This is a genomic window from Halovivax sp., assembly GCA_007119345.1.
Lineage (GTDB): Archaea > Halobacteriota > Halobacteria > Halobacteriales > Natrialbaceae > Halovivax.
Genome location: SKPV01000210.1, coordinates 1 through 26,504 on the forward strand (window position 1 = coordinate 1; position 26,504 = coordinate 26,504).

Below are 26,504 nucleotides of genomic sequence, written 5' to 3' on the forward strand. Positions count from 1 at the left end.
AAACCCGGCCGGCCGTCGACCGGATCCGTCAGTCGAAACCCGGCCGGCCGTCGACCAGATCCGTCACGGCGTCCGTGAGGTCGGTCAGGTACGGCAACCCCCAGATCGCGACGACGATCCCGCCCAGCGTGTTGAACACGAGGTCGCTCATCGTGTCGTCGAGGCCGTGCTGGGACAGCGGCATCTGGAGGCCCGTGGCCGCGGCGAAATGGTCGAAGCCGAACTCGCCGATCTCCCAGAAGACGCCGAACGAGATCACGAAGACCACGACGAACGCGGGTACGAGTCCCGGCGGGAGGTGGATCTCGGGCCGGTGCTCGTCGAGGGTTCGGATCGCGACGTAGCCGATCGCGCCGACGAGGGTGGCCGACAGCGGGTGGGTGACGTTGTGCCACCAGAACGTCTGCTCGTACAGGTACGCGGAGCCGAGCGCGTGGAGGAACGCCGCGAGGGTGACCCACAGCACGAGCCCCGCGTCGAACGGAAGGTCGTACCGTCGGCGGAGCAGGGTCGGAACGAAGGAGACCGCGAGCATGCTCGCCCCGTTGGAGACGATCCCAGGGTCGACCGCGGCGAGGCCCGCGACGACGATCCCGACGAGGCCGGTCCGCATCGCCCAGACGAGCCCGCGCTGGACGGAGCCGGAGACCGGGAGTCGCGCCTCGAGCGTCGGGCGGTCGTCGATCTCGGCGATCGCCGCGAAGTCGGTCTCCTCGATGCCGTCGACCGGCGCCGAGACGAGCTCCTCCCCCGGGAAGTGGCGGTAGTAGCGGTCGAAGATCGTCCCCGCCACGGGCCCGGCGGCGACCGCCGCGACGAGCAGCCACATCACCTGGTCGTTGCCGGCGACGATCTCGGTGCCCGCGACGTGATCCCGGAGCCAGGTGGCCGTCGCCCACGTCGCCGCGATGGTCGCCGAGAGCATCGTCACGAACGCCGCCGCGAGCAGGCGCTCGAGGCTGATCTCGGTCAGCGCGTGCAGTTCGAGCGTCAGCGCCAGCGCGAGGATCGCCGCGCCGGCGTACAAGGTGAGCTGGCGGACGAACGGATCCGGCGACGGCACCGCGAGCACCAGCGGGACGAGCGCGAACGCCGAGATCTCCCAGGGAAGCGCCGCTCGCCGGCTCTCGAGGGCGACCGCCGGCGCGAGGACGACGGCCGCGAGCGTCGCCGCGTAGACGAGTTCGTGGGCGCGACCCTCGAGGATTCCCCAGCCGCCCGCCAGCAGGGCGACCGCGACGGCCGCCCACGAGAGGACGGCGTTCGACCGTTCGCCGTGCAGTCGACGCGTCGGATTCCGTGGCATCGTGGGATCGGAACGGAGCCCGGGATCGAGCTCCCGTCGGACGCTCGAATACGGGGTCGGACCGGTAAAACGCACACCTTGCATCGGACGCCGTCCGTCGCGGGGCGGGGCCCGCGAGTCGACGAACATTTGAGGGCCCGAGCCCCTACCGATCCCATCCATGATGGCCACGACGCACGCGTTCGCCGGGGTGACGATCGCGGCCGCGGTCGCCCTGCTCGCCCCCGAGCTCGCCCTCGTCGCGGCCGTCGCCGCGATCTGGGGCGGCGTCTTCCCCGATCTCGACCTCTACGCCGGTCACCGGAAGACGCTGCACTTCCCGGTCTACTACTCGGCGGGCGCCGCGCTGACGGCACCGGCGGCACTGCTCGCCCCCTCGACCGCGACGGTCGCCCTCGCCGTCTTCCTGGCCGCCGCGGCGCTCCACTGCGTCTCCGACGCCCTCGGCGGCGGGCTCGAGCCCAGACCCTGGGAGGCGACCTCCGAGCGGGCGGTGTACGATCACGTCCGCGGCCGGTGGATCCGGCCCCGGCGCTGGGTGGCCTACGACGGCTCCCCGGGCGACCTCGCGCTCGCCGCCGTCCTCGCGCTCCCCGGTCTGCTCGTCTTCGACGGTCGCGTCCACGATCTGCTGGTCGTCCTGCTCGTCGTCTCGATCGGCTACGCCGTCGTCAGGAAGCCGTTGCCGGCGGTGGCGGAACGACTGCTCGGGCGGCTGCCGCCGACGGTGGTCGCGTCGCTCCCGGCCGAACTGCGCGCGTTCTCGGACGACGATCGGGATCGCCGCTGACGCGGACCCGGCCGGGAGCGACGCTCCTACCCGCCGCCCTCCGCGACGAACACCGGCTCCCTGATCTCGAGCGCCGCGTCGAACTCCTCGGCGCGGTCGCGCCGGCGCCCGATGCGCAGCAGCTGCTCCTCGTGGGCCCGGCGGACGGCGTCGCTCTCTCGCCGATCGAAGCCGAGTTCCTCGCCGAGGGTCTCCCAGTGACCGCCCTCCACCAGGAAGCCGGAGGCCGCGACCTCGTCTTGCACCCCGAGCTCGTCGGCCGAAACGTCGAGCTCCTCGTACTCGCGCCGGTACCGCTCCACCCGCGCCTCGAGTTCGGCCTGGGCCACGTCGATCAGGTCCGGGAGCCGCGTCGACGGAACGCTGGCTTTCGCCGCCGCGAGCACCAACGCCTGTCCCTCGATCGGTTCGCCGGCCATCGTCACCCTCCCGCGCGCATCGCCTTCCGGGCGAAGCGGTCGACGAGGTCCTCGAGAATCCCCTCGTCGCCCTCGAAGACGACCGTCACCTCCGTCAGCGTCAGGGAGGGGCCGATCGAGACCGACTCCGTCGAGATGGTCGCCTCCCAGCCGTCGCCGACCACGACCTCGTCGTCGACCACCTCCCCGCCGAGGTTCGAGAGGTACCGGCGGGCGAGGCGGGCGGAGATCCCCCGAAAAGATCGTTCGACGCGCATCGGCCTCACTTCGACCGGCAGGCGCATAAGCGGTCGGGCGACGCGACTCTCGAACCCGGGCGCGCTCTCGACCGACGACCGTCGGGAGATCACCCGCCCGCAACCGGCGGGAACACCGACAACGTATCTCCCTCCTCGAGGGTCGTCGCCGCGCCCGACTGGTGAGCGACGTCGCGACCGTTCCGGAGGACGGACAGCTGCGGACGGATCTCGCCGTCCGCGATCAGCCGTCCCTCGAGGCCCTCGTACTCCGCCTCGAGGGCTGCGAGCACGTCGCCGACCCTGGCGTCGTCGTCGGCGCTCCAGTCCAGTTCCTTTCGACCGACGGCCTCGCGATAGGTGGCGAAGAATCGACACTCGAGCTCCATGCGGAAACGGTCGGGGGCGCGACCCATAAGTCCGACCGATTCGCGCCGGCTCGCTTCCGACCGACGGATCGCCGGCCGCACGCCGCCGAAGGCAGTCTTCTTCACCCGACGTCCGCGTGCGTGCGGTGCTCCGCGTCGTCGCGGGCTCAGCCGGCGGTCGAGGCGGCGGCGCCGGAGGTGTACTCGACGGCGTCGACGCCGGCGGCGGCGAGCGCCTCCGCGATGGCCGTCTCGCCGCGGGCCTCGGCCGACTCCCGATCCGGTGCGTCCACGACGACCGTCGCCGAGAAGGCGACCGAGACCGTGTACGGGTCGAACGGGGCCGCCGGGTGCTCGTAGACGTCGGCGTCGTCGATCGACCAGTCCGCGATCGCACCGTCGTCGGCGAGCGCCGAGAGCGTATCAGAGAGCTGATTGGTCGCCTCGTCGCAGGCCGTGGTGTCGGTTCCCTCGTGGAGGGTCACCAGCGTCGTACCGTCGCGCGAAACCGCGTACTCCATGACCCGCCCTTTCGAGCGGGAGGATTTGAAGGCTTGGGCTGCATCGTTCCGGCCCGCTGGCAGGATCGGAGCCGAACGGGAACACCGCCGGCCGGTCCCGACACCGCTGGTCCCAGCACCGGCGGCCAGGTCCCGACACCGCCGGCCCCAACACCGTCGGCCCCAACACCGTCGGCCGGTCCAATACCACCGGTCAAGTCCCAACACCGCCGACCGAGTACTAACACCGTCGACCGGATCGAAACGGGCTATCCGTCCCGCGCCACCTCGTCGTAGAGCGCCGCCAGTTGCTCGAGCGAGTGCTCCACTGAGAGCATCGCCCGCCGCCGTCGGCAGAGATCCGACAGCCGATCGACCTCCGTCAGCGTCCGTCGGAGCGCCCCGCGGAAGGCGTCGACGTCTCCCGGCTCGTATCGGTAGCCGGTCTCGCCCTCGATCACCGAGTCGACGAGCGCCCCGGCGTCGGCCGCGACCACCGGCGTTCCGCAGGCGGTGGCCTCGAGCGCCACCAGCCCCTGGGTCTCGACGGGGCTCGGGAAGACGAACGCGTCGAGCGCCGAGTAGAACGCCGGCAGCTCCTCCCGGTCGAGAAAGTCGAGGAAGGTGACGTCGGCGTCGACCTCCCGGGCGCGCTCTGCGAGGGCGTCGCGAGCGGGGCCGTCGCCCCCGAGGACGAGCGACGCGTCGGTTCCGTCCACGGCGCCGATCGCCTCCGCGAGGTTCTTCTCGTGGCCGTGTCGGCCGGTGTAGCCCACCAGCGTCCCCCGGGGAAGGTCGTATCGCCGCCGGAAGGCGTCGCCGTCGACCGGCCGGAAGAAGTCGGTGTCGATCCCGTTGGAGATCACCCGGACCGGCACGTCGGCGCCCACCTGCTCGCGGAGGTGGCGCCTGGCGAACGTGGTCGGCGCGACGACGTGGTCGACCCGCCGGAAGAACCAGCGCTCGTACGCTCGGCTGGTCGCCGCGAGCGCCCCGACCAGCGGCTCCGGCACGTGCTGGTCGGCCCGATCGCACAGCAGCGTGTGGTAGGAGGCCACGACCGGGACGTCCCGCTTTCTGGCGAACCGAATTCCCGCGTGGCCGAGCGTGAACGGCGTGTGGACGTGGACGAGGTCCGGTCGCTCGAGGTCCTCGGGAGCCCGCGGCAGCGCGAGCCGATAGCGAGGGTACAGCGGCGCCCGAACGCTCCGGACCGGATACTCGTCCGCGTCCGGTTCGTAATCGCCCATCCGCGGGAAGACGACGGGCATCCGGTCGCGTACGACCGCCCAGCGCTCGCGCCAGGTGGCGACCGTGGAGGTCACCCCGTTGACCGTGGGGTGATAGAGGTCGGTGAAGGCCGCCACGGTCCGGACGGGCGTCATCGGCCGGGCGTTACGAGTCAATCGCGTAATAGCTATCGGAACGCGCCGATCGGGCGAGACCGTCGACCGCCGGGCCTCAGTCGACCCGAAACCCGACGCCGTGCGAGGAGAGCAGCGACCGCATCCGCTCGACGCCGGCTTCGGTGTCCCAGCCGACGCCTCGATAGTGTTTGTACGGGTGACGCAACCACGAGTACTCCCGGTGGGCGAACACGTCGATCGCCTCGCGCTCGTTCCAGTACAGCGTCACGTGGAGCTGCCAGTCGGCCAGCGCCGTCCGTCTTCGGACCCAGCTCCCCGCCGACCGCCGGCCGTCCCGGTGGACCTTCAGGGAGGCGATCGGCTCCGGTGTGAACGCCATCGACTCGAGGTCCGCACGGAAGTCCGCGAGCCCCCGCTGGACGGTTCCCACGTACTCGTCCGGATCCTGCGTGCACTGGGCGAATCCGCCGAGGGGTTCCTTGATCCGGTGAACCGTCGGCAGGACCCGTCGGCGTACCCTGGTCGTCAGGTCCAGGTCGTCCGGTGGGTCGGCCCGGCGGTCGCCGTCCGGACCGTTCCCCTCGTTCGCAGCCACGGTACCAGTTAGCGAACTATCGGACATAGGCGTTGTGGCTCCCCCGGGTCGAACGTCGGTCGGCAGCCTCCGCGGCGGCTCGCGGCCGGGAATCGCCGATCCGGTGCTCGGTCGACTCGGCGTCACAGGTCGCGCAGCCGGATCCCGTCTTCGACGAGACGCGCGTTGCGCTCGCGGTCCAGGCGATCGGCGACCGCCTCGTGGTCGTAGAGCTGTTCGATCAGGTCGGCGTACAGCGTCCGCCACGCCAGCGCGTAGATCGGCGACTGTCCCCACGCGCGAAGCTCCGCGACGTGGGCGTCGTACGTCTCGACTCGATCCTCGAAGCGCTCGACCGCGGCGAGCAGCACGCTCGCCGCCTCCCGGTCGTCCGCCGCCGCGATCGCGTCGTTGAGCCGGCGCTCCCAGCCGGCGACCGCCTCCCGCATGTCGGCCGCGGCGTCGTCGCCATCGTCGGGCAGCCGGTCCACCAGCGGTCGCGGAACGCCGAGCGAGATCTCGTCCATACGCGGCCATAGATCGCGATCCGGCAAGAAGGTGCGGGAGTCGGCTCAGTCCTCGTCGAGCCAGGTCGCGAGCTGGACCTCGTCGACGTACTCGTCGCCGATGCGATACTGCTCCTCGCGGACCCCCTCCGTGGTCCACCCGTTCGCTTCCAGAAACTCGATCGCCTCCTCGTTCGTCGCGGGGATGCTCTGGGTGATCTTCCGGTAGCCGACGTCCGCGGCCCACTCGAGACCGTACTCGAGCAGGTGGGAGCCGATCCCCTCGCGACGGGACCCAGGATCGACGCCGACGGTCACCTCGGCGGTGTGCTCGAGCGCCGGCATCGTCGGCGCGTCGACGTGGAGCCAGCCGACGACCTCGGGATTCGGATCGTCGAGCCCCGAGGCGTTCGATTCGTCGGGTCCGGCCTCGCTCGATTCGTCGGGTCCGGCCTCGCTCGATTCGTCGGGTCCGGCTTCGTTCGATTCGTCCTCGTCGCCCGGGTCGCGAACGGCGACGAAGAACACGCGCGATCGGTCGGCGTTGACGCGGACGAGCGCGGACTCGCGCCGGATTCGAGCGGCGACGTTCTCGGCGACCACGTAAGGACCCTCGCTCGCGACCGCCCGCATCGTTCCGATCAGTCCGTCGCGGTCGACCTCCCGGGCGGGCCGGATCCTGATCGCCCCGCCCTCGAGGTCGTGGTCGGTCGGCGTCGCCGCCAGCGCCACCCTGATCGTCCCGTTTTCGACGGCCAGGTAGCCGTCGTTCTCGAGGGCGCCGAGCGCTTCGCGGAGTCGTTCCATCGGCGGTCGGACCCGCTGGGCGTAGGTCCCCGATCGGGCCGGTTTCGACTGGGGCGGCCCGTCCTCGATCCGCACCGACCGCGCGAGCTCGTCGAGCGTGACGTCGCCGTGGCGTTCGACGTACTCGTAGATCTCACGCTGGAGATCGGTTTCGAACGTTAGCGTCGCGTGGACGGGCATGGACTCACGGAGACGACGCCGAGGTTTAGTATGCGGACCGTACGTCCGCGACGGCCGGTCGTCGGGCGGATCAGTCCGCCGTTGCCCCGCCGTCGACGTCGCCGTCCGTCGCGCCACCGACCGCGGTAATCGAGCGTTAGGTCTCGACCGAGCCGGTGTCTCCGGGACGCCGTTCGCCCGGGGCGGCTCACATCGTCGGCGAGCAGGCGACCGAACGCGGTCGACCGTCCGGCAGCCGATCGAACGCGGTCGACCGTCCGGCAGCCGATCGACCCCATGGCGAATCGGTCGCCCGGTTCGGGGCCGACCGTCCGTTCTCTCCGGTCCGGTCTCGACGGGTCCGAAATCCGCCGATCGAGCGCTCCGTCGCGACCGTGATCGCCGGCAACCTCGGAAGGTTCCGGTCACTAATTCGCCAAATTCTCGAGTTCTGAGCGCTGAGAGAGACGATTTCGCCACCCCGACCGGCTGGCCCCACCCGAGAATTTTGTATCGTAGTTTCCAATTTATTATATAAAATTTTCCCAGACCCCCAAGTCGTTCGGTACCTGATCGAACCGCTGGCGCGATTCGGCAGCACCCGGCACCGGCTGAAAAATACGCGCCGGTGGCCCCTTTCGCTGGGTTCCCAACCGGCGCTCGTACGTTCCCAACCGGAGCTCGTACGATCTCCGCACGCGAGCGCCGGCACGCCGACTCGATCGAACGCACGCGCAGGGAAATACCGACGCGTCAGCCTGGACCCGGCGGGTACGGAACCCTCGTTGCGACGGCGATTCGACCGGCGAAACCGACCTCACGGAGATCGAACTGGAAGCGTCGACGAGTGGCGAGCGCGAGGACGGACGCGGCGCGACGAGAGTCACGGCTGTTGGCACAGATCCGGGCTCGTTCGGCGCTCGCGACGGTCGCATCCGCGGGTTCCGGTGATTTTCTCTCGGGAGGGGTAGTAACGTATTTGTAGACCGGTTAGAAAGTCGGGATCGATGTCGAGACTAGACGTTGCGGTGCTGTCCGTCATCGCGCTCCTGGCCCTCGCGGGTTGTCTGGACGTAACGATGACGACGACGGTCGGCTCGGACGGCGAGATCGAGGAGATGGAAGTCGAGATGGAGATGGACGAGATGCTGTTCAGTATGATGGAGCAGGAAGCCGAGGAGGACGGCTACGACTCCTTCGAGGAGAGCCTCGAGAGCGACTTCGCTGAGGACATCGACGCCGACGAGTACGGATCGATCGAGACGTCGGTCGACCGGGACGACGGCACGGCGACCATCACCATCCTCGTCACCGACGTCGACCCCGACGGCGTCGACGAACTCGACGTCACGGTCGAAGACGACACCGTCCGCTACGTCGATCACGACCTCGACGACGCCGCCGAGGACGAGTTTGACGACGACGCGACCGACGACGGCGCGGCCGACGACGAATTCGGTGACGAGTTCGACGACGCGTTCGGCGACTTCGAAGATCAGATCAGCATGACCTACGTCGTCGAGATGCCCGGCGAAATCACGGACCACAACGCCCACGAGCTCAGCGACGACGGCACAGTCGCCACCTGGGACCTCATGGCCGACGACGTGCCCGAATCGGCCGAGGTCGAGAGCGAGATCGACGACGACGGGCTTCCAGGCTTCGGCGCCGGCGCCGCCGTCGTCGCGCTCCTCGCGATGGTGGCCGGCCTGGGCGTCCGCGCTCGCCGCCCCTGAACACGGCGCGGACGACCGTCGGCGCACGGACCGCCCACAACGGAAAATCGGAAATCGGTCACGATGGCTTAAGATTCTGGACCGAATACGGGTGGGCGTGATCGTCGACGATCGGGTCCTGTGCGAGGACTTCGTCCCGAGCGAGGTGGTCCACCGCCACGACGAGGTGAACCTGCTCTCGGAGGCCCTGGAGCCCCTGCTGTCGGGCGGTCGGCCGGAGCCCGCCTTCCTGTTCGGGCCCACGGGCGTCGGCAAGACCTGCATCGCCCGATACACCCTCGACCGGCTGGGCGAACAGCTGCCGTCGGCCCGGGTGGCCTACCTCAACTGCTGGCAGGAGTACACGCGATTTCGGGTGCTCTACGGCCTCCTCGAGGCGATCGATCGGTCGTTCGACGTCCACCGCTCGACGCCGAAAGACGAGCTCTTCGGGCGGTTGCGGGCGGCCGACGACGCGCCGCTCGTGGCGATCCTCGACGAGGTCGACCAGCTGGAGGAGACGGCGGCGCTGTACGACCTCCACCGGCTCCCCCACGTGTCGCCCGTACTGATCGCCAACCGCGAGGAGGAGCTCTTCGCCAGCTTCGACGACCGAGTTCGCTCCCGGCTGCGGGCCGGCGTCCGCGTGCAGTTCGACCGATACGGCACCGACGAACTCGTCGCCATCCTCGACGAACGAGCGCGACAGGGTCTCGAACCCGGCGCCGTCGACGAGGAGGGGCTGCGGACGATCGCCGAGGCGGCGGCCGGCGACGCCCGCGTGGCCATCGGGATCCTCCGGTCAGCCGCCCGGCGCGCGCAGACGCGCGGGCGCGAGGAACTCTCCGGGGAGCTCCTCGCGGAGGCGATCCCGGACGCGCGGACCGCCATCCGCCGGAAGACCGTCGAGAGCCTGCTCGACCACCAGCGGGTGCTCTACGACCTCGTCGACGAGGCCGGCGAGATCGCGCCGGGTGAACTCTACGAACGGTACGAAGCGTACGTCGACGAGCCGAAGACCCGCCGAACGCTCCGGAACTACCTGACGAAGATGGTCCACTACGACCTGATCGAGGCCGTCGGCGAGAAACGCGGCCGAACCTACCGGATCGTCGACGGCGAGCGGGAGTGACGACCGGATCGTCTTCGTTCGATAGCATCGGACGATCCGCTCTCCGACTCACCGCACGATCCTCGCGTCTCCGATAGCATCGGACGATCCTCGCGTCTCCGATAGCATCGGACGATTCCCGTCTCCCCGACTCCGTCGCGCAGCTCCCCGTTCGTTCGATCGTATCGAACGATCGCAGGTTCATCCGATGCTATCGGACGACGTCGTTCCCGTTCGGTCGGGCGGTCGCAGGTTCATCCGATGCTATCGGACGGGGTTACTCCCGTTCAGTCGGGCGATCGCAGGTTCATCCGGTGCTATCGGACGAGGTTGCTCCCGTTCGATCGTATCGGACGACGTCGTCCCGTTCGATACGGTTCAGCGGCCGCGCGCCCGGTCGGTACGGGGTCACTCCGAGACGATTCGGAAGTAGCCGATCATCGAACGCTTGTGCGGTTCGCAGACGTACTGGTGCATCTCGGTCGTCGCCTCGAACGAGAGCGTCTGCGTCTCGTCGCGGCCCCGGATGATCCGGGTCTGGTGGCCGTCGACGACGGCGTCGGCTTCGTCCCAGATCGCGATGTTGTGGGCGCCGCCGTCGGCGTTATTCCACGTGAGTTCGTACTCCTCGCCCTCGAAGAGCAACAGGGTCGGATTCCTGATCCCCTCGATGACGTCCGGTTCGACGCCGATCCAATTGCCGGTGTAACCGTCGACGACGAACTCGTCGAGGCCCTCCCAGTCGGCCGGTTCGAGCGGTTGTGCCTGCGGATCGTCGTCGCTCCCGATGCCGCCGGCGCAGCCGGCGAGCAGCGACGTCGCCGCTGCCCCGGCCGACAGGCCGAGGAATCGCCGCCGCGATCGCGAATTCGCCCTCATTCGTTCGCCCGTCGAATGCGAGGGAGATAAGCCTTCCCGCCGGCGGCCGCCGGCGTTTCGGAAATTGCGGAAACGACGCTCCCCCGCTTACCTATCCGGAGGGAAACGGTGACGTATGCACCAGCTCGAGTTCGAACCGGGTCTGACACTGCTACGCGTGCCGGCGCCGCGGTCGACGATCGTCCACCGGCTCGTCTGCGCCAGGCTGACCGAGACCGACGGCCCCGTCCACTGGGTCGACGCCCGGAACGCGGCGGCGACTCACGCCCTCTACGAGTGCGCGCCGAGTTCGCGGACGCTCGACGGTCTCGAAATCGCGCGCGCGTTCACCGCCTACCAGCACCACTCGCTGGTCCGGGCGGTGGCCCGCCGAGCCGACGCCCGGTCGTCGCTGCTCGTCGCGACGAACGTCGCCTCGCTGTACCGCGACGACGACCTCCCGGAGTGGGAGCGCGAAGACCTGCTCGCGGCCTCGGCGGCGACGCTGGGGGAGCTGGGCCGGGCGCTCGACGTGCCGGTCCTGGCGACGACGACGGCGGGCGGGGGCGAGGTCCCGGCGACGCTGACCGACCGCGCCGATCGGGTTCTCGAGTGCGTGCGAACCCGAGAGGGGACGCGCCTCGAGGGCGACGGCGTCGAGCCGACCGGCTACTGGCACCGCGGGTACTGGCAGACGACGATCCCCTACTGGGCGGAACTCTGTGGCGTGACCGATCGATTCGATCCGGTCGTGGCGGCCCACGACCGCGGCCTGCTCGATCCGGAGCTGTCGCTCGACCGGAGCGGCCCGTCGGCGTCGGGTGCCGCTTCGAGCCCGACGTCGGGCGCCGAAGCCGTCGCAGACGGGGAGGCCGATTCCTGATGGGACGGACGAACCCGACCTACCGCGACGCGATCCGCGGGATCGAAGCCGAGTGGGAGCCGATGGGACGGGCGCTCCGCCGGGAGTACCGGACGGACTTCGACCGGCTGTTCGATCGCGCGCGCAACTTCGCGGACGCGGCCGGTCACGCCAACCCGCCGGATCCCGGGCGTGCGTTCTTGCTGTCGCTGCTGCTGGCCCACGAGGTCGAACTTCGGCGACTGTCCGCGCGGGTGGCGGAGCTCGAGAACGCCGTCGACGAACCGGCCGAGAACGGTGACCCATGAGCGGTGACCGGACGCCCGGCCCCTACACGTTCGAGTTCGAAGACGGGTCGGTCCGCGAGTGGCACCTGACGCCCGACGGTGCCGAGCCGGAACTGGTGACGGACTACGAGCCGGCCCTCTTCGTCGCCGGTCCCGACGACGCGCTCGAGTCGCTGCGAGCGCTGCTCGCGGCCGATCCCAGGGTGACGGACGCGTCGGTCGAGCGCCGATACACCACATTACACGATACGAAAGGGCGGGCGGATCCCGAGCGGGCGCTTCGGGTGGCGCTCTCGCGAATCGGCGAGGTTCGGGCGCTGGCGCACGAGATCAGGGGCCGGATCGAACGCGAAGCCCTCGACCGTGCGCCCGGGACGCTCCGGTTGTTCGACGTCGACCTCGCACCCGGCTTCCGATACTGTCTGGACCGGGGGGTCGATCCCGGGACGTCACCGCCGGGTCGCGAACTGCGCACGCTGGGGATCCGGATCGACGAGCGGGCGCTCGTCGAGCGCGACGTCACGGCGCTGCGGGTCGACGGCGAGACCCTCGGCGGGGAGCCGGTGGACGTGCTGGAGTCGCTGCAGGATCGGCTCGATCGCGCGGATCCCGACGTGCTGGTGCTGAGCAGCGCCGACCTCGTTCCCCTGCTCTCCGAGACCGCGGTAGCGGTCGGCCTCGGCGACGAGTTCCGCCTCGGTCGGCTGGCCGGCTGGATCCGGGTGGCCGCCGAGAACACCTACCAGAGCTACGGCACGGTCGGTCACTCGCCGGCTCGATACCGGGTTTCCGGCCGAGCGATCGTCGACGAGTCGAACAGCTTCCTCTGGCACCAGTCGGGACTGCCGGGGCTGGCGTACATGGTCGAGTCCTCCGGCCGACCGCTCCAGGAGGCCGCCTGGGGGAGCATCGGGACGTTGCTGACCTCGCGACAGATCAAGCTCGCGCGCGGAGACGACTGGGGCGTCCTCGCGCCGTGGAACAAGTGGGAGCCCGAACGATTCAAGGACGCGCGGACGCTGCACGACGCCGACCGCGGCGGCTTCACCTTCGCCCCCGACGTCGGTCTCCACGAGAACGTCCACGAGATCGACTTCGCGTCGCTGTACCCGCGGATCATCCGCGAGTACAACGTGAGCCCGGAGACGGTCGACTGCGCGTGCTGTCGGCCGGACGCCGACGGGACGCCCCGGGACGCCGTCCCGGAGCTCGGCTACCGGATCTGCGAACGGAGCGGCTTCCTCCCCGAGGTGCTGGGGACGCTGCTCGACCATCGGGCGAAGATCAAGCGACGACTCGGCGACGGCGGGCTCGAGGAGAGCGAGGCGCGGCGGCTCCGCGGCGAGTCTGGCGCGATCAAGTGGGTCCTCGTCTCCTGTTTCGGGTACCAGGGCTACCGCAACGCCAAGTTCGGTCGCATCGAGTGCCACGAGGCCATCAACGCCTACGCGCGCGGGATCCTGCTCGACGCCAAGGATCGCCTCCAGGCCGGCGGCTGGCGGATCGTCCACGGCATCGTCGACAGCCTCTGGGTGACCCCGCGCGATGGCGTCGACGAACCCGAGCCCCTCGAGGACGTGATCCGCGAGATCGGCGACGAGGTCGGGATCGCGCTCGAGCACGACGGCACCTACGAGTGGGTCTGTTTCGTCCCGCTTCGCGGGGCGATTCGCGAAGGGGGCGGAGCGACGGTCGGCGGCTCGAACGGGGCCGCAGCGGAGACGAGCGGAACCGCGGGGAGCGCGCCCGCCACCGCGACGCCCGTCGGATCGTCGGGCGCGCTCGGTTCCCCGGCGGGCGCGCTCACCAAGTACTTCGGCAAGCGCGAGGGCGGCGAGTACAAGTTCCGCGGGATCGAGCTGCGCCAGCGCTCGACGACGACGTACGTCGCCGACCGCCAGCGCGAGTTCGTCGAGACGCTCGACGCCGAGCGGGAGCCGGCGGCCGTCTGCGACCGGCTGCGCCGGCACCTCGGCGAGCTGGAACGGGGCGCGGTCGACCCCGCCGACCTCGCGATCACGAAGCGCGTCTCGAAGAGGCTCGAGGAGTACAGCCAGTCGACGCACACGGTCGCCGCGCTCGAGCGGTACGAGGCCCTCGACGTGGCCCGCCACCCCGGGCAGTCGGTCGAGTACGTCGTGGTCGACGACGACGCTCGACGGACGATCGAGCGCGTTCGACTGGCGATCGAAGGCGACGTGGCGGGGTACGACGCCGACTACTACGCGACGCTGCTCGTCCGGGCCGCCGAGAGCGTCGTCTCGCCGCTGGGCTGGGATCGGGCGCGGATCCGGCGGTACCTCGCCGACGGCCGGACGGTGCGGCTGTCCTCGTTCGGCGGCTGAGACCGCTTCGGAGACCGGACTGGCGGCCTCGGACGGCGGCTGAGACCGGTTCGGTTCCCCTCGGACGGCCGCCGAGACCGGGTCGGTTCCCCTCGTGGGAGGGCGAGTGCACACCGACGACGGCGAATCGTGGGCGGGCAAGCGGATCGACCGAACGCGTACTCGTCACGAACGGGCGTGGCCACCGTAATCGCCCAGCAAGTCGCGTGACAGGCGCCCGAGCAACGCGCTCAAGTGTGCGGCCGACGAACCGTCACGGGTGCACACGAGCCCGGATCGAACGAGTGGATGCGGCGTCGGCGCGACGTCCGGTCGAGGCCCGCCGATCGGCGGTGGTCGGGATGGGTGACGCTCGCCCGGGATCCACGCCGGTCGAAATCCTGCTCGTCGAGGACAACCCCGGCGACGTCAGGCTCACGGAGGAGGCGTTCCGCGAGGCGCGGATCGAGAACAACCTCCACGTCGTCACCGACGGCGTGGAAGCGCTCCAGTTTCTCGAGCGCCGCGGCGAGTACGGGGACGTCCCGCGACCCGACCTCGTCCTGCTGGACCTGAACCTGCCGCGGATGAACGGCGACGAGGTGCTCGAGGCGCTGAAAGACGATCCCGAGCTGCGGACCATCCCGGTGATCGTCCTCACGAGTTCGGCCGCGGAGGAAGACGTCGTGAAATCGTACAAGCTCCACGCGAACGCGTACCTGACGAAGCCGGTCGATCCGGCCGAGTTCATCGACACCGTCCAGTCGTTCGAGCGCTTCTGGTTCTCGATCGTCAAGCTACCGGGCGCCGGGGGTGAGGAGTCGTGACCGCGACCGGAAACGGACTCCACGTCCTCCTGATCGAGGACAATCCGGGCGACGCCCGGCTGATCCGGGAGATGTTCCGGGACGCCGAGGAGCTCACCCGGCGAATCGATCCGGACGACGAGGACGCCGAACCGCCGACGGTCGACCACGAAACTCGCCTCGAGGACGGGCTGGCCGCCGCCGCGGAGCGACCCGTCGACGTGATCCTGCTGGACCTGAACCTGCCGGACAGCGCCGGCCTCGAGACCCTCGCGACGGTCGACGAGCGGATCGAGGAGACGCCGATCGTCGTCCTGACCGGCGTCTCCGACCAGCTGACCGGAATCGAAGCGATCGAGCGCGGCGCCCAGGATTACCTGGTCAAGGACGAGGTGACGAGCGCGCTCCTGGTGCGCTCGATCCACCACGCGATCGAGCGCAGCCACCAGCAGCGCGAACGGGCCCGCCGGCGCGAGGAACTCGCCTCGCTCAACCGGCTGAACCGCATCGGCCAGGAGATCGCCCACGCGGTGATCACCACGGACACCCGCGAGGCGCTCGAGCAGGCAGTCTGTGACCGTCTGGCCGCCGCCGACGCCTATCGCTTCGCCTGGATCGGCGCGGTCAGCCGCGGCGGCCAGCAGGTGATCCCCCGGGTCGCCGCGGGCGTAGAGGAGGGCTACCTCGACGAGATCACGATCACGATCGACGACAGCGCCACCGCGAAGGGGCCGACGGGCCAAGCCGTCGACAGCGGCGAGGTCCACGTCGTCGACGACGTCTTCGAGGATCCCGACTTCGAGCCGTGGCGGGAGGCCGCGGAGACGCGAGGCTACCGCTCCACCGCGGCGATCCCGGTCGCTCACGAGGAGCTGCTGTACGGCGTGCTCAACGTCTACGCGCCGGAGGCCGGCTCGTTCGGCGAGCGGGAGCGAGAGGTCCTCGGACGCATGGGCGACGTGGTCGGTCACGCCATCGCGGCGCTCGAGCGGAAGGCGGCGCTGGTGAGCGACGAGGCCCTCGAACTCGAGTTCCAGGTCGACGGCTTCGCGAGCCCGCTGGTCGAACTGACGGCCGGCGAGGAGGCCGAGATCCGGTTCGACCGCCTGATACGCAGCGAGGAGGCGCTGTTGATCTACGGCGCCGTCGAGGGTGTCGGTCCCGACGAGTTCCGGGCGACGGCCGAGGAGTTCGGCCTCGTCGAGGACGTCCGGGTGCTCTCGCCTGGATCCGAAGCCTACGACGTCGAACTTCGCGCGGATCGCGAGATCCCGCTGTTCGAGTCGATCGCCACCCACGGCGGCCGGGTGACGTCGGCGCGGATGGCCGACGGCGAACTCCGCATCGTCGTCGAACTCCCGCGGCGGGGCAACACCGGCGCCGTGATCGAGAGCGTCGAGGACGTCTGCGAGGACGCCTCGTACGTGGCCCAGCGCACGGTCGAGCGCGAGGACGCCCGCGTTCCCGACCAGGCGACCCTGGAGGCCAAGCTCACCGAGAAACAGCGCGAGGCCCTCGAAACGGCCGTCTACGCCGGCTACTTCGACTGGCCTCGCCAGACGACCGGCGAGGAGGTCGCCGAGCGCCTGGGGATCGCGCCCGCGACGTTCACCCAGCACCTCCGGGCCGCCGAGGACAAGATCTTCGATGCCATGCTGGCCGAGCGCGGCGAAGGCGCCGAAGACGAGCCGACGGCGCGGTAGGACCGCTGCGGGGTATCGACCGGCGTTCGACGAACCGGCGTCCGGCCCGTCGATCGGCGCGGCGACCCCGCCGCGTCGTTCAGGCCCGCGGCGCCCATCGCAAGTGAAAGTGCCTCGGCAGTAACGTCCCGGTAGCCTCCCCAGAGATCGACGACCGGTTCGCCGCGGTGATAGACGGCACGGGCGGGCCCCGACTCGTTCCGAGATCGGAGGTTCGCCGCGAACGCCTCTCCGACGGGTTCGAATCCACCGGCGACGGTTCCGTAGATGCGGGCGGGGTTGGACGGGGATGAACGAACCGTGCGCGGTACGAGAGAGCGGATCGTGACGCGCAGACCCCACACTTAGACCCGTCTTCGTCGTCAGTTGCAACTGCTTCCTCGACCCAACGAGCGCTGCTCGGTCTCGACGATCTGATAACGGAATACGCCACGGAGCACCCGTTGTGCTACACCGTCTCACGGACGAAGGCGAGCACCTCGTCGACGAAGCGTTCCGGCTCGCTGTTCATCGCCACGTGCTGGTGACCTTCGAAGGTCGTGATCCGACTGTTCGGTAGCGCTTCGTGCACCGCTTTCGTCGCGGCGCTGTAGATGTCGGAGCTCTCGCCGCCGGCCAACAGCAGCGTTGGTGTCGTCATATCGGCGAACCGGACTGGACGCAACTCGTGCTCCGCTACCGCTTGCTCCTCGCGGGGGAGGGTGTGGGCACCCTCCACACGATCCGGCCAGCTCGGATCTGACCGAAAGGTGTCGATTTCTCCCGACGTGAGCCCCGCGATCTCGCGCAAGAACACCAGGAGTGCCTCCTCGTTTCTCCCCTCGTCCAGGAGGTCGTTCATCTCGGCAACGGTCTCGGCGGCGGTGAACTCGTGTTCGCCGACGGCGATACCCGGTTCGTACAGGATGAGGCCGCTGACGGCGTCGGTTCGGAGGGACGCTTCGAGCGCGATGTTGGCACCGTACGAATGGCCGAGCAGCGTGACCGGACCGTCGATCGCTTCGACGACGGCGATCACGTCCATCACCTCGTCGTCCAACGAATACTCCGTTGAATCGCCACTCTCGCCGCGACCGCGACGGTCGAGGGCGTACACCGTCACGCGTTCCGCCAGGGCGGCGCGGACGCCGGCGATATCCCATCGCCGATGATCGCTCACCCCGCTGCCGTGGACGAGCACGATCGGAGGCCCCTCTCCGGAAACCCAGTAGCCGATTTCGATCCCATCTCGAGACGTGACGGTGTGCAATTCCTCCTCCGTGTCTGACGGTGTTGGGTCGGCCATGCGACGATTTACCCCGGCCCCAATATGCGTTGCGTTCACATACCGTTATCTCGTGAAACAGCTGCAGCGAGTGACGACGATTCTAGTATGCTACGGACTGGTCGGTGCCCGATACGCGCCCTGTGTCTTGCCCAGCCTTGGCGAGCTACCCCATTGTTTTCATAAACTGCCTACTGGATGTAGAGGCAGAGTTCAGCAGCGGTGATTATTCTCTCTACGAGATGCGGAGACGGTGTTATCGGGTCAGTCCGTGCCACGCTTTCGCTGCTTCGTGGTGAGTATTTACGACCGAAGCGCTACTGTTCGGTCGATGGCTACCGAGGCTACCTTCGTTGTACCGTCCGAACGGTTCCCCCTGGGAACCGTATTCGAACGACTGCCGGGCGTGACGGTCGAATTGGAGCGAATCATCCCCGCACGAGACGTGGTGATTCCCTACTTCTGGGTTCGAGGGACCGCCGTCGACGACATCGAGGGAGCGTTCACCGAGCATCCGGGTGTGAGGCGGATCGAATTCATCGACTCCGTCGAAGATGAGCATCTGCTGCGCGTCGAGTGGGCGGTAGATTACGACGACGTGCTGACCGCGTTGACGGAGACGAAGGTCGCCCTCATCGAAGCCGTCGGAACGAACGAGCGGTGGACGTTCGAGATCCGCGGGGACGTTCGAAGCGACATCGCCGCTTTTCAGTCTCGCTGTCGAGAGCTGGACATCCCGATCACGCTGACCGAGTTGCACGCGCTCACGCCGATCGAAACGGCATCCGAGGCGGCGTTGACCGAGAAGCAGCAAGAGGCGCTGGTGCTCGCCTACGAGCGGGGCTACTTCGAATCGCCGCGCGAGGTAACGATGGAGGACATCGGTGGCGACCTCGGGATCTCAGAGCAAGCCGTCGCCTCCCGTCTCCGGCGTGGAGTCAAACGGATCCTCGGGAGTACGTTGACGGACGTCACAGCTCCCTCTCGATAGGAGTTAAAAAGGGGTTGGGTACTAAAAAGCCAAGTCCAACCGCGGTAGCTACCTACGGTGAACGTGATGAGCAGGGATTCCATCGAATTCGACGCGGTACTCGACCTCTGTCGAGACCAACACCGTCGAATCGTGCTTGCGGTACTCGCAGCAGAACGCCGTCCGTTGACGGTCAACGATCTCTCGAAAGCGATTCTGAAGTACAATCATCAAACGGCGGTTACGGAGGTTGCTGATGAGGTGTTCGCGGAGATTCGCCTCTCGATGTACCACAAGCACGTCCCGAAGTTAGAATCCGAAGGGGTCATCGAATACGATGCGGAGCGCCAACACGTCGTACCGACGGAGCGGTTCGACCAGTTGCAACCGTCGCTCTCTGCGATCATCGAGGCCGATCCAGATCTCGAGAGCCCTCTCGAGTTGTGAGTTCGTTCGAGGATCCCTGTTTCGATGCAGTGTCTCGATCGCTTCGCGGGCTGCGTAGATGACGATCAGTGCAGCGCTCTGTACCGAGCGGTCACCAACGTCGGAACTCGAGCCGGACCTCGTGCGATATTCGCGTCAGTTATGGAGGGGATCCTGAACGATCTCCCTGAACTCTGTCAGAGGCGCCGTGACCGATACAGAGGGTGGTACAGCAAACGACTCCGTTTGTTTCACGCCGAAACCGGTGAGCCATCCGCTCATTACACCTGCGAACCTAGGGCGATTGCACCGATACCCGATCGCCGGATTGCGCTGGGGGCTCACGAGATTGCCCTTAGCGGTACTCCTCACGGGGCGGTACGAACACGTCGATCACTTCGCCCGATTCGAGCACTTCCAGTTCGTGCTCGACGTCTCCGGGAATCACGTAACTGTCGCCTGCCTCGATGATCGTCTCCTCGCCCGCCGCGACCAGCCGGTACCGGCCTGAGACCACGTAGCCGCTCTGCTCGTTTGGGTGGTCGTGCGGACGCACCTCGTTCCCCTCCTCGTAGAGCATCTTCGTCACCATCGACTCCTCGCCGACGGCAAGCAGTTCAAAGTTCACGCCGCTGTACGCCTTGGGCTGGGCGTCCGCGGCCTTTGTGACGAACTGGGACATACGATCTTCGATTGGCTGATATCAGTAATAAATGGCATCGTAGAACCGCCTCGATAGCTGCATTACCTGTGCTGAGCGATCGCTACCGGCGCAGATCGAACCAAATCTCGTGCATCATTCGCGCCGTGAATTCAGCAGACCCGTCCAGAAACCGTTCCAATCTACGAAGTTTCTGACGGACACGTATGCACGTGAAGCGGCGGAAAGTGACATCGTCCGGTTGAAAATGTGGTTTCACAGGACAGTCATCAGGATGGATTCAGACACCCACCCACCCCCGCCTCATCGCTCCTCGACGTGACGAACCGCCACCGCTTCCCCGCGCGAACTCTCGGCCATCTCGCGGCCGAACATCTCGGCGCGGCCGACGGCGAGCGCACTCGGTCCCTCGACGAGCACCTCGTCGCCCACCCGAATCGCCGCGTCGGCGTCGACGACGCCCGGCGCGAGGACGCTCCCGTGGGGAACGAAGTCGTCGATCTCGACGCGCTTGGTCGGCGCGTCGCTGTCGCGCCAGAGGCGAGCGCCCTCGAGGGTGAACGATAGGGTCCCGTACTGGGGGACCATGGTCGCCAGCTGGGTGTCGTCGCCGTCCCGAACCTGGATCTTGGGGTACCGACTCGTGGTCCGGACGTCGACGTCGGCGAACAGCGCGTCGCCGGCGCCGTCGCCGAGCAAGTAATCCGCGATCGCGCGAACGGTGTTGTGCTCGCGCTCGCGCTTGGAATACTTCAGTTCGCCCTCCAGCGCGGCCGACAGGGTTCCGAGCGATTCCTCGTCCGTCGGGTGACCGCCGCGGGGGACCGTGTACGTCACGTCGTCCTCGATCTCGAGTTCGGCGGCGACGCGCTCGACGATCCCGCGGTAGCCCTCGTCGGGGACGTGGGCGATGATCCGGGGATAGTCGTTCCGCTCGAGGTACCGCCTCAGAACGCGGCTCACGAAGTCTTTCTCGTCTTCGGACCAGCGACCGGTGACGACGGAGTCGTAGTGCTGGGCGGGGTAGGTCGTCTCGAGTTCCTGGGGGACGACGCCGATGGGGCTGGTCATCGAGACCAGGTGGGCGCGCCACCGGATCGCGTCGTGGAACTGACCGTGGCTCTGGGACTCGCTGTAGGGCTTGCGTGCCGAACAGGGGACGAGGACGAGCGGGTTCTTAAAGCGATTCCGATAGCGCGTCGTCACGCGGTCCGCGTAGCGCTGGATCTCGACCCGGCGCAGGGTGTCCTCGGTGGCCGCGGTGAGGTCGGCCTCCCGGAGGATCGGCGTCCGCTCCTCGAGGTAGCCCCACTGGGCGTCGAGCTCGCGCATCGCGGCGGTGAGCCACTGGTCGTGGCGGGCCTGGCCCTCGAGGTAGTCGCGCAGTCGCCCCTCGCGGACGCGCTGGCGGACCGTCGCGAGTTCGGCGGCGAGGGCGTTGCGGTTGTGGTCGACGCAGTCCTCGCGGGTGAACGCCGCGCGGGGTTTCCGGCAGGCGGGGCAGGCGCAGGGCAGTTCCTCGAGATCGTCGAGACGGCGGTCGCCCTCGGTCGTGAGATACCGCCCGCGGGTGCCCTCGACGACCGCACGCGCCTCGTCGAAGCAGTCGACACCGGCGTACGCGAGCACCGCGACGTTCCGCGGGGTGGCGACGCCGGAGAACAGGACGGCGGTGTCGGCGGGGACCGCGTCGCGGACCGAGACGACCGCCCCGACCAGCGCGGCGCCGTGGCCGACGATCGACTGAACGTCCGAGACGACGTGGGCGTCGGTCCCGCGGTCGGCCGGGGACGCGCTGGAGATCACGGCGGCGCTCGGGTAGTCGACGTCGGGATGGTCGGGGGCGAACGATTCGCGGACCTCGGCGGCCGTCCCGCCGGGGAACGCCCGGTGGGGGAGGATCGTCAGCCGGGCCGGGTCGCCCTCCGGGACCTCGCGGTCGGCGGCCCAGAGGGAGCCGGCGTCGTCCAGGAGGTCGTCGACGAGCGCGGGCGTCGTTCGCGGCTCGGCCAGGCGGAGCTCGCCCAGCCGGGCCGCGCCGTCGCGCTCGTGGACCTCGAAGTGGTCGGTCATACCCGCACTGGGCGCGGCGGCCGAAAGAGCGTGTCGAAAGCGCGCGGTCGGTCGAACGGTCGGGGGTATCGAAGGCGAGCGGTCAGTCGGGTCGGTGAGGGGTGTCGAAGGCGAACGGTCGATCGGACGGTCGGGGGTGTCGAAAGCGCGCGGTCAGTCGGGTCGGTCGGGCACCTCGGCGATCCCGAGCCAGAAGCGCTCGACGGCCCGAATGGACTCGATGAACTCGGCGGGGTCGACCGGCTTCGTCATGTAGGCGTTGGCGTGTCGCTCGTACGCGCGAACGACGTCCGCCCGGTCCCGGGAGGAGGTCAGGACGACCACCGGGACGGTCCGGAGGTCCGGATCGTCCTTCAGTTCGGCGAGCACGTCCTCGCCGTTCACCCGCGGCAGGTTCAGGTCTAGCAGGACGAGGTCGGGCCGCGGCGCGTCCGCGTGCTCCCCTCGCCCCCGGAGAACGTCGAGGGCCGCCCTGCCGTCGGAGACGGCGTGGAGCCTCGCGCCGGTTTCGCCGTCGCGGAACGCCTCCTCGACGAGCCGGACGTCGCCCGGGTTGTCCTCGACGAGCAGGACGTGCGGACCACCGCCGGTCGACTCGGTCATCGGTCTCCCTCGGCGTCCGCGTCGGGAAGATCGACCGCCGTACGGCACTCCGTATCCGACACCTCGGCGACGGCGCGGCTGGCGTCCGCCATCGGTCGGTCGAGATCGACCCCCTCGATCGCCTGGCGTCCGAGATCGTCGAGAATCTCCTGCGTTCGTATCGCCGCCGAGCCGTCGGGCACCCTCATTCTCCACGTTGTAGCCAGCCGGTGGTCCTAAAGGTTCGCTCTCGATTCGCGTCGTGACGTGTCACGGGGAGGTGCCGGGCGTTACTCGAGATCCACGGTGACCCGGCCGTCGAAGTTGAGGATGACCGACTGGGCCACGTCGCCGAAGATCGCCTTGCCGGTCGGCGAGCGGCGGCGCCCCAGGATGAAGACGTGATCGCAGTCGGCTTCCTCGGCGATCGCGAGGATGTCGTCGGCGAGCGAGTCCCCGTCGACGACCCGCGGGGCGATCCGATAGTCGACGTCGACGTCCGCGAGCGCGTCGTTCGCCACCTTCTGGGCGATCCGTTCGAGTCGCTCCTCGGTGGCCTCGATCCCGTAGGTCGCGCCCTCGATCTGCTCTAAGCTCTGTAGCGCCTCCCGATCGTCCTCGTACTCGGTCTCGGTGATCGTCGACAGCAGGACCAGCTCCGCGTCCGTGCCCGCGGCGAACTGACCGGCGGTCTCGAGCAGCGCCCGGTGTCGGTCCGTGTCTCCGACGACGACCAATCCTCTGTCCATGGCCGGTCGAACACGTCGTACCGCCAAAAATTGCAGGGTTCCGAACCGTGCGTCCCGACCGCCGAGTGTCACGACCGCCCCGTATCTCGGCCGCCGAGTGTCACGACCGCCCGAGGTACCGGGCGGTCGCCGACGTCCGGCCGCGGTTGTACGAGAGGACCTTCGCCCGGACGACGTCGCCGGGGGCGAGGCCCTCCGGCAGGTCCCGGACGAACACGACGAATCCCTCGACCTTGCAGACGGCGTGGCGCTCGCCGGAGTGGTGTCGGGAGAACTCCTGGACGCCGGCGGTGACGACGTCGCCGATCTCGACCGGGGGCTCGCGCGCCTGCGCTCGGTCGTGGCTGGAACGGGACCGACGAATCTGCCGTCGGCGACGCCACCACCGACGGAACCGCCGGCCGCCGGTCGCGAGCGCGACCGCGGCGAGCAGGCCACCCCCGATCGCGAGCGCCGCCTCCGGCGAGTCGACGGTCGCCGCCAGGAGCGAGCGGATCGCCTCGAAGACGCCCTCGAGGTGCGTCACGATCGCGTCCAGATTTCGGTCCACCGCGTCGCGCATCTACCCTACCGAGTCGATCCCACCCTCTTCGCTGTTTCCCCTCGCGACGGCGCTCGGCGGATCGGCCGATCCGGTCACCGCGATCGGACCTGGCCGCGTTCGGGCCGGTCGCCGCGATCAGGACGTCCGGTCCGGTCGCCGCGATCGGATCGATCGGATCGATCGTCGGCCGTCAGGTCGAGCGGTTCGGGCGTCGGCCGTTAGGTCGAGCGGTTCGGGCGTCAGCCGACGGGTCGAGCAGTTCACCCGTCGGTCGTCAGATCGACCGACTCGACGCGCGCGGGAAGCGCGGCGAGGGCATCCGGCGGCCAGCCCCGATGACCGAGTCCGAAGTCGGCTTCGGGGTTCGCCTCGACCAGCGCGGACACGCCCCGGGCGGCCGCCCGGATCGACGCCCGGTCGGTCCGCTCGGGGACCTCCGCGGTGAGGGGATAGGTCTTCGAGAGCGCGCGCGGGAACGGCCCGAACGGCGGAACCACCCGCCAGGACTCCGCGTACTCGTCGGTCGGGGCGTCCGGGCCCTCCGTGAGGAAGACCGCGTCCGGAACGTCGAGGCGGGCGAGTCGCGCGTGGTGGCGGCGCACTTCTGGCCGCCGGGCGCTCTCGTGGGAGGCGTAGAAGAACGTCCCCTTCGAGGCCGGGTCGGTCCGCTCGAGCTGGTCGGCGTGATCGAGCAGGGTCCGGTAGCCGTCGAGCATCGCCGGGTGACAGCGCGCGCGCTCTTCGACCAGCTCGAGGAGGTTGCCGGCCCGAATCGCGGCCTTGATCCGGCGGATCTCGGCGAAGCTGACGTGGAGGTTGTGGGCCGCCAGCGCCGTCTCACGCGGGCCGTCGGGCAAGCTCCGGAGGCCCGCGGCGCCGTGTTCGGTGCAGACCGGGCAGGGACAGGGCAGGTGGTCGAGGTCCTCGAGGTGGCGGGTGCCTCGAACCGTAAGGTAGCGATCGTCCCTGGCGTAGATCGCGTAGGCGGCCGAGTCGAAGAGGTCACAGCCCATCGCGACCGCGAGCGCGAACATCATGGGATGGCCCGCCCCGAAGAGGTGGACGGGTGCGTCGGCGCCGAGACCGCGCTTGGCGGCCGCCACGACGTCGACCACGTCGGCGTATCGGTACTCGTTCAGCAGGGGGACGACCGCGCCGATGGGGAAGACGTCGAGGTCGGTCCCGTCGGCGTGAGCGGCGGCCGCCTCGCGGAGGTCCCAGTGAGTCGAGCCCTGGATCGGCGCGGTGACGAGCATCTCGCCTGTGTCGACGGATTCGGCGAGCTCGAGGCGCTCCTGCGTGGTCGCCAGCTCGCTCTCGGCGCGCTCGCGGGAAACGTCGGGCGGGGTCGGGATGTCGACCGGCGTCCCGACGTCCGAACCGATCTCGCGCTGGAACGCCAGGATCTCCTCGGTCGTGACGTCGATCTCGCCGTACTCGGCGAGCTGGAACGAGCCCGAGTCCGTCACGATCGCACCGGGGAAATCGAGCACGTCGTGCAGTCCCTCCGCCAGCGCCCGCTCGCGGAAGTCCTCGGAGCCGTGAAAGATGTACGCGTTCGTGATGATCGCCTCGGCGCCGAACTCCTCGTGGAGCCGTCGGGGCGAGATCGTCTCCAAGTGCGGATTAATCACGGGCAGGAGCGCCGGCGTTTCCACGCTGCGGCCGGCGCGGGGGATCGAGAGCGACCCGATTCGCCCGCCGGCGTCGACGTCCCGGAGCTCGAAGCACTCGCGCATCGACCGACACTTCGTGGGCGCGTCGGTAAACGTTGCGTTCACGCCGCGCTGACAATCAGACGCGGCGAGTGCAAGGCCAAACCGGTTAGGTTCGACCCCCCATCGCCGACGGCGACGGGTCCGGCGGAGCGATCCGACACCGCTGTAAATTGTCCGAGAAGTGAAGCGAGTCTTACCTGACGTGTGGCGATTCCAAAGTGTGGTTTTTCGAGATATGATCGTGAAACAGTCTGCTCGTTTTAGCCTCGACATCCCCGATAGCTTCGAGTGCATGGTCTCACGACTGCAGGCGATCGGTGTGGTACTCGTCGCGCTGTGCGTCGCGCTTTCGGGCCCCGGTATGGCCGCCGCGACGACGAGCGCTGACGACGCCCACGCCGGGGATATGAGCGCAACGCTGGAGAACGTACAGGTCGAAGAACTCGAACTCGAGGACGTCACCATCGAGGACGCCACCATCGAGGAGCTGAACGTCGAAACCCTCCAGCTCCAGGACACGGAGGAACTGGAGGAGATCGAGGAGGCGGATGACGAGGAGGACGACGCCGATGACGAAGCGGCCGATGACGAAGAGATGGACGACGAGGAGGCTGACGACGAGAACGACGCGAACGACGACGAGTACGAGGAGGTCCAGGACGTCACCCTCTCGGACATCGAACTCGAGTCGCTCGAACTCTCGAACGTCTCCATCGAGGACCTCGAACTCGACGAGGGCGAGGTCGCGGAGGATGACGAGGTCGACGAGGAAGACGACGAAGTCGATGAAGAAGACGATGCGGTCGACGAGGAAGACGA

General features: G+C 68.8%; 28 protein-coding genes and 1 pseudogene. 11 read left to right on the forward strand and 18 right to left on the reverse strand.

What is annotated here, in order from left to right:
- Positions 1-28: 28 nt before the first annotated feature.
- A complete protein-coding gene (locus tag QZT59_RS14560; protein ID WP_290817942.1) occupies positions 29-1,306 on the reverse strand; it encodes a hypothetical protein in 1,278 nt (425 codons plus the stop codon).
- Between the two features lie 160 nt (positions 1,307-1,466).
- On the opposite strand from QZT59_RS14560, the gene QZT59_RS14565 reads away from it, so the two are divergent.
- On the forward strand, positions 1,467-2,096 hold the full coding sequence (locus QZT59_RS14565) for a metal-dependent hydrolase (protein ID WP_290817945.1): 630 nt from the start codon (positions 1,467-1,469) through the stop codon (positions 2,094-2,096).
- 26 nt (positions 2,097-2,122) lie between these two features.
- Here QZT59_RS14565 and QZT59_RS14570 read toward each other — a convergent pair whose 3' ends face one another.
- From QZT59_RS14570 to QZT59_RS14605, 8 genes are all read right to left on the reverse strand, one after another.
- On the reverse strand, positions 2,123-2,515 hold the full coding sequence (locus QZT59_RS14570; RefSeq protein ID WP_290817947.1) for a hypothetical protein: 393 nt from the start codon (positions 2,513-2,515) through the stop codon (positions 2,123-2,125).
- A gap of 2 nt (positions 2,516-2,517) precedes the next feature.
- A complete protein-coding gene (locus QZT59_RS14575) occupies positions 2,518-2,772 on the reverse strand; it encodes a hypothetical protein (RefSeq protein WP_290817950.1) in 255 nt (84 codons plus the stop codon).
- Positions 2,773-2,861: 89 nt separating this feature from the next.
- Positions 2,862-3,140: a ubiquitin-like small modifier protein 1 gene (locus QZT59_RS14580; protein ID WP_290817953.1), complete on the reverse strand. Its 279-nt coding sequence runs from the start codon at positions 3,138-3,140 to the stop codon at positions 2,862-2,864.
- 146 nt (positions 3,141-3,286) lie between these two features.
- Positions 3,287-3,640, reverse strand: coding sequence for a hypothetical protein (locus tag QZT59_RS14585; RefSeq protein ID WP_290817956.1), 354 nt, complete (start codon positions 3,638-3,640; stop codon positions 3,287-3,289).
- Positions 3,641-3,888: 248 nt separating this feature from the next.
- Entirely contained in the window at positions 3,889-5,004 is a 1,116-nt protein-coding gene (locus tag QZT59_RS14590; RefSeq protein ID WP_290817959.1) for a glycosyltransferase, read from the reverse strand.
- A gap of 76 nt (positions 5,005-5,080) precedes the next feature.
- Entirely contained in the window at positions 5,081-5,581 is a 501-nt protein-coding gene (locus tag QZT59_RS14595) for a hypothetical protein (protein WP_290817961.1), read from the reverse strand.
- Between the two features lie 122 nt (positions 5,582-5,703).
- The gene (locus QZT59_RS14600) at positions 5,704-6,087 is read right to left on the reverse strand and encodes a hypothetical protein (protein WP_290817964.1); all 384 of its coding nucleotides are present in this window, start codon (positions 6,085-6,087) and stop codon (positions 5,704-5,706) included.
- A gap of 45 nt (positions 6,088-6,132) precedes the next feature.
- Positions 6,133-7,053 carry a GNAT family N-acetyltransferase gene (locus QZT59_RS14605; protein WP_290817967.1) on the reverse strand — a complete coding sequence of 307 codons (921 nt, stop codon included), beginning with the start codon at positions 7,051-7,053 and terminating at the stop codon, positions 6,133-6,135.
- A gap of 986 nt (positions 7,054-8,039) precedes the next feature.
- Between QZT59_RS14605 and QZT59_RS14610 the strand changes: the two genes are divergently transcribed.
- Together QZT59_RS14610 and QZT59_RS14615 are read left to right on the forward strand one after the other, a co-directional pair.
- Entirely contained in the window at positions 8,040-8,768 is a 729-nt protein-coding gene (locus QZT59_RS14610; RefSeq protein WP_290817969.1) for a hypothetical protein, read from the forward strand.
- 97 nt (positions 8,769-8,865) lie between these two features.
- On the forward strand, positions 8,866-9,879 hold the full coding sequence (locus tag QZT59_RS14615; protein WP_290817972.1) for a Cdc6/Cdc18 family protein: 1,014 nt from the start codon (positions 8,866-8,868) through the stop codon (positions 9,877-9,879).
- Between the two features lie 387 nt (positions 9,880-10,266).
- On the opposite strand, the gene QZT59_RS14620 is transcribed toward QZT59_RS14615, so the two are convergent.
- Positions 10,267-10,737: a plastocyanin/azurin family copper-binding protein gene (locus tag QZT59_RS14620; RefSeq protein WP_290817975.1), complete on the reverse strand. Its 471-nt coding sequence runs from the start codon at positions 10,735-10,737 to the stop codon at positions 10,267-10,269.
- Between the two features lie 115 nt (positions 10,738-10,852).
- On the opposite strand from QZT59_RS14620, the gene QZT59_RS14625 reads away from it, so the two are divergent.
- From QZT59_RS14625 to QZT59_RS14645, 5 genes are all read left to right on the forward strand, one after another.
- Complete coding sequence (locus QZT59_RS14625; RefSeq protein ID WP_290817978.1) at positions 10,853-11,599, forward strand: hypothetical protein; 747 nt, start codon at positions 10,853-10,855, stop codon at positions 11,597-11,599.
- Positions 11,599-11,886 (forward strand): hypothetical protein, encoded by a 288-nt coding sequence (locus QZT59_RS14630; protein WP_290817980.1) that lies wholly within the window; start codon positions 11,599-11,601, stop codon positions 11,884-11,886. Before QZT59_RS14625 ends, QZT59_RS14630 begins: the two co-directional genes overlap by 1 nt.
- Positions 11,883-14,210, forward strand: coding sequence for a DNA polymerase domain-containing protein (locus QZT59_RS14635; protein ID WP_290817983.1), 2,328 nt, complete (start codon positions 11,883-11,885; stop codon positions 14,208-14,210). Before QZT59_RS14630 ends, QZT59_RS14635 begins: the two co-directional genes overlap by 4 nt.
- 341 nt (positions 14,211-14,551) lie before the next feature.
- Positions 14,552-15,016, forward strand: a complete 465-nt coding sequence (locus QZT59_RS14640; protein WP_290817986.1) for a response regulator — start codon at positions 14,552-14,554, stop codon at positions 15,014-15,016.
- On the forward strand, positions 15,013-16,698 hold the full coding sequence (locus QZT59_RS14645; protein ID WP_290817989.1) for a bacterio-opsin activator domain-containing protein: 1,686 nt from the start codon (positions 15,013-15,015) through the stop codon (positions 16,696-16,698). Before QZT59_RS14640 ends, QZT59_RS14645 begins: the two co-directional genes overlap by 4 nt.
- Before the next feature lie 448 nt (positions 16,699-17,146).
- On the opposite strand, the gene QZT59_RS14650 is transcribed toward QZT59_RS14645, so the two are convergent.
- Positions 17,147-17,983 (reverse strand): alpha/beta fold hydrolase, encoded by an 837-nt coding sequence (locus QZT59_RS14650; RefSeq protein WP_290817992.1) that lies wholly within the window; start codon positions 17,981-17,983, stop codon positions 17,147-17,149.
- A gap of 310 nt (positions 17,984-18,293) precedes the next feature.
- Between QZT59_RS14650 and QZT59_RS14655 the strand changes: the two genes are divergently transcribed.
- Positions 18,294-18,953 carry a helix-turn-helix domain-containing protein gene (locus QZT59_RS14655; protein ID WP_290817995.1) on the forward strand — a complete coding sequence of 220 codons (660 nt, stop codon included), beginning with the start codon at positions 18,294-18,296 and terminating at the stop codon, positions 18,951-18,953.
- A gap of 66 nt (positions 18,954-19,019) precedes the next feature.
- Positions 19,020-19,379 carry a hypothetical protein gene (locus tag QZT59_RS14660; protein ID WP_290817998.1) on the forward strand — a complete coding sequence of 120 codons (360 nt, stop codon included), beginning with the start codon at positions 19,020-19,022 and terminating at the stop codon, positions 19,377-19,379.
- Between the two features lie 334 nt (positions 19,380-19,713).
- Here the strand turns inward: QZT59_RS14660 and QZT59_RS14665 are convergent, their stop codons facing one another.
- From QZT59_RS14665 to tgtA, 7 genes are all read right to left on the reverse strand, one after another.
- On the reverse strand, positions 19,714-20,040 hold the full coding sequence (locus QZT59_RS14665; protein WP_290818000.1) for a cupin domain-containing protein: 327 nt from the start codon (positions 20,038-20,040) through the stop codon (positions 19,714-19,716).
- Positions 20,041-20,322: 282 nt separating this feature from the next.
- Positions 20,323-22,092, reverse strand: a complete 1,770-nt coding sequence (gene arcS, locus QZT59_RS14670) for an archaeosine synthase subunit alpha (protein ID WP_290818002.1) — start codon at positions 22,090-22,092, stop codon at positions 20,323-20,325.
- Positions 22,093-22,245: 153 nt separating this feature from the next.
- Positions 22,246-22,695: a response regulator gene (locus QZT59_RS14675; RefSeq protein WP_290818006.1), complete on the reverse strand. Its 450-nt coding sequence runs from the start codon at positions 22,693-22,695 to the stop codon at positions 22,246-22,248.
- Positions 22,692-22,883, reverse strand: a complete 192-nt coding sequence (locus QZT59_RS14680; protein WP_290818009.1) for a hypothetical protein — start codon at positions 22,881-22,883, stop codon at positions 22,692-22,694. Before QZT59_RS14680 ends, QZT59_RS14675 begins: the two co-directional genes overlap by 4 nt.
- 81 nt (positions 22,884-22,964) lie before the next feature.
- Entirely contained in the window at positions 22,965-23,423 is a 459-nt protein-coding gene (locus QZT59_RS14685) for a universal stress protein (protein ID WP_290818012.1), read from the reverse strand.
- A 100-nt stretch (positions 23,424-23,523) separates the two neighbouring features.
- A complete protein-coding gene (locus QZT59_RS14690) occupies positions 23,524-23,985 on the reverse strand; it encodes a TRAM domain-containing protein (protein WP_290818015.1) in 462 nt (153 codons plus the stop codon).
- 242 nt (positions 23,986-24,227) lie between these two features.
- Positions 24,228-25,706, reverse strand: a complete 1,479-nt coding sequence (gene tgtA / locus QZT59_RS14695; RefSeq protein ID WP_290818017.1) for a tRNA guanosine(15) transglycosylase TgtA — start codon at positions 25,704-25,706, stop codon at positions 24,228-24,230.
- 271 nt (positions 25,707-25,977) lie between these two features.
- On the opposite strand from tgtA, the pseudogene QZT59_RS14700 reads away from it, so the two are divergent.
- Positions 25,978-26,504, forward strand: a pseudogene (locus QZT59_RS14700) (hypothetical protein); the annotation flags it as partial.

What these genes read in the sequence shown, in the direction of transcription:
- QZT59_RS14565 (WP_290817945.1), top strand. Translation starts at nt 1,467, where the DNA reads ATGATGGCCACGACGCACGCGTTCGCCGGGGTGACGATCGCGGCCGCG.
- QZT59_RS14590 (WP_290817959.1), bottom strand. Translation starts at nt 5,004, where the DNA reads ATGACGCCCGTCCGGACCGTGGCGGCCTTCACCGACCTCTATCACCCC.
- tgtA (WP_290818017.1), bottom strand. Translation starts at nt 25,706, where the DNA reads ATGCGCGAGTGCTTCGAGCTCCGGGACGTCGACGCCGGCGGGCGAATC.
- QZT59_RS14605 (WP_290817967.1), bottom strand. Translation starts at nt 7,053, where the DNA reads ATGCCCGTCCACGCGACGCTAACGTTCGAAACCGATCTCCAGCGTGAG.
- QZT59_RS14560 (WP_290817942.1), bottom strand. Translation starts at nt 1,306, where the DNA reads ATGCCACGGAATCCGACGCGTCGACTGCACGGCGAACGGTCGAACGCC.
- QZT59_RS14620 (WP_290817975.1), bottom strand. Translation starts at nt 10,737, where the DNA reads ATGAGGGCGAATTCGCGATCGCGGCGGCGATTCCTCGGCCTGTCGGCC.
- QZT59_RS14585 (WP_290817956.1), bottom strand. Translation starts at nt 3,640, where the DNA reads ATGGAGTACGCGGTTTCGCGCGACGGTACGACGCTGGTGACCCTCCAC.
- QZT59_RS14640 (WP_290817986.1), top strand. Translation starts at nt 14,552, where the DNA reads ATGGGTGACGCTCGCCCGGGATCCACGCCGGTCGAAATCCTGCTCGTC.
- QZT59_RS14675 (WP_290818006.1), bottom strand. Translation starts at nt 22,695, where the DNA reads ATGACCGAGTCGACCGGCGGTGGTCCGCACGTCCTGCTCGTCGAGGAC.
- QZT59_RS14690 (WP_290818015.1), bottom strand. Translation starts at nt 23,985, where the DNA reads ATGCGCGACGCGGTGGACCGAAATCTGGACGCGATCGTGACGCACCTC.
- QZT59_RS14660 (WP_290817998.1), top strand. Translation starts at nt 19,020, where the DNA reads ATGAGCAGGGATTCCATCGAATTCGACGCGGTACTCGACCTCTGTCGA.
- QZT59_RS14635 (WP_290817983.1), top strand. Translation starts at nt 11,883, where the DNA reads ATGAGCGGTGACCGGACGCCCGGCCCCTACACGTTCGAGTTCGAAGAC.
- arcS (WP_290818002.1), bottom strand. Translation starts at nt 22,092, where the DNA reads ATGACCGACCACTTCGAGGTCCACGAGCGCGACGGCGCGGCCCGGCTG.
- QZT59_RS14650 (WP_290817992.1), bottom strand. Translation starts at nt 17,983, where the DNA reads ATGGCCGACCCAACACCGTCAGACACGGAGGAGGAATTGCACACCGTC.
- QZT59_RS14600 (WP_290817964.1), bottom strand. Translation starts at nt 6,087, where the DNA reads ATGGACGAGATCTCGCTCGGCGTTCCGCGACCGCTGGTGGACCGGCTG.
- QZT59_RS14665 (WP_290818000.1), bottom strand. Translation starts at nt 20,040, where the DNA reads ATGTCCCAGTTCGTCACAAAGGCCGCGGACGCCCAGCCCAAGGCGTAC.
- QZT59_RS14610 (WP_290817969.1), top strand. Translation starts at nt 8,040, where the DNA reads ATGTCGAGACTAGACGTTGCGGTGCTGTCCGTCATCGCGCTCCTGGCC.
- QZT59_RS14570 (WP_290817947.1), bottom strand. Translation starts at nt 2,515, where the DNA reads ATGGCCGGCGAACCGATCGAGGGACAGGCGTTGGTGCTCGCGGCGGCG.
- QZT59_RS14625 (WP_290817978.1), top strand. Translation starts at nt 10,853, where the DNA reads ATGCACCAGCTCGAGTTCGAACCGGGTCTGACACTGCTACGCGTGCCG.
- QZT59_RS14575 (WP_290817950.1), bottom strand. Translation starts at nt 2,772, where the DNA reads ATGCGCGTCGAACGATCTTTTCGGGGGATCTCCGCCCGCCTCGCCCGC.
- QZT59_RS14580 (WP_290817953.1), bottom strand. Translation starts at nt 3,140, where the DNA reads ATGGAGCTCGAGTGTCGATTCTTCGCCACCTATCGCGAGGCCGTCGGT.
- QZT59_RS14655 (WP_290817995.1), top strand. Translation starts at nt 18,294, where the DNA reads ATGGCTACCGAGGCTACCTTCGTTGTACCGTCCGAACGGTTCCCCCTG.
- QZT59_RS14685 (WP_290818012.1), bottom strand. Translation starts at nt 23,423, where the DNA reads ATGGACAGAGGATTGGTCGTCGTCGGAGACACGGACCGACACCGGGCG.
- QZT59_RS14680 (WP_290818009.1), bottom strand. Translation starts at nt 22,883, where the DNA reads ATGAGGGTGCCCGACGGCTCGGCGGCGATACGAACGCAGGAGATTCTC.
- QZT59_RS14630 (WP_290817980.1), top strand. Translation starts at nt 11,599, where the DNA reads ATGGGACGGACGAACCCGACCTACCGCGACGCGATCCGCGGGATCGAA.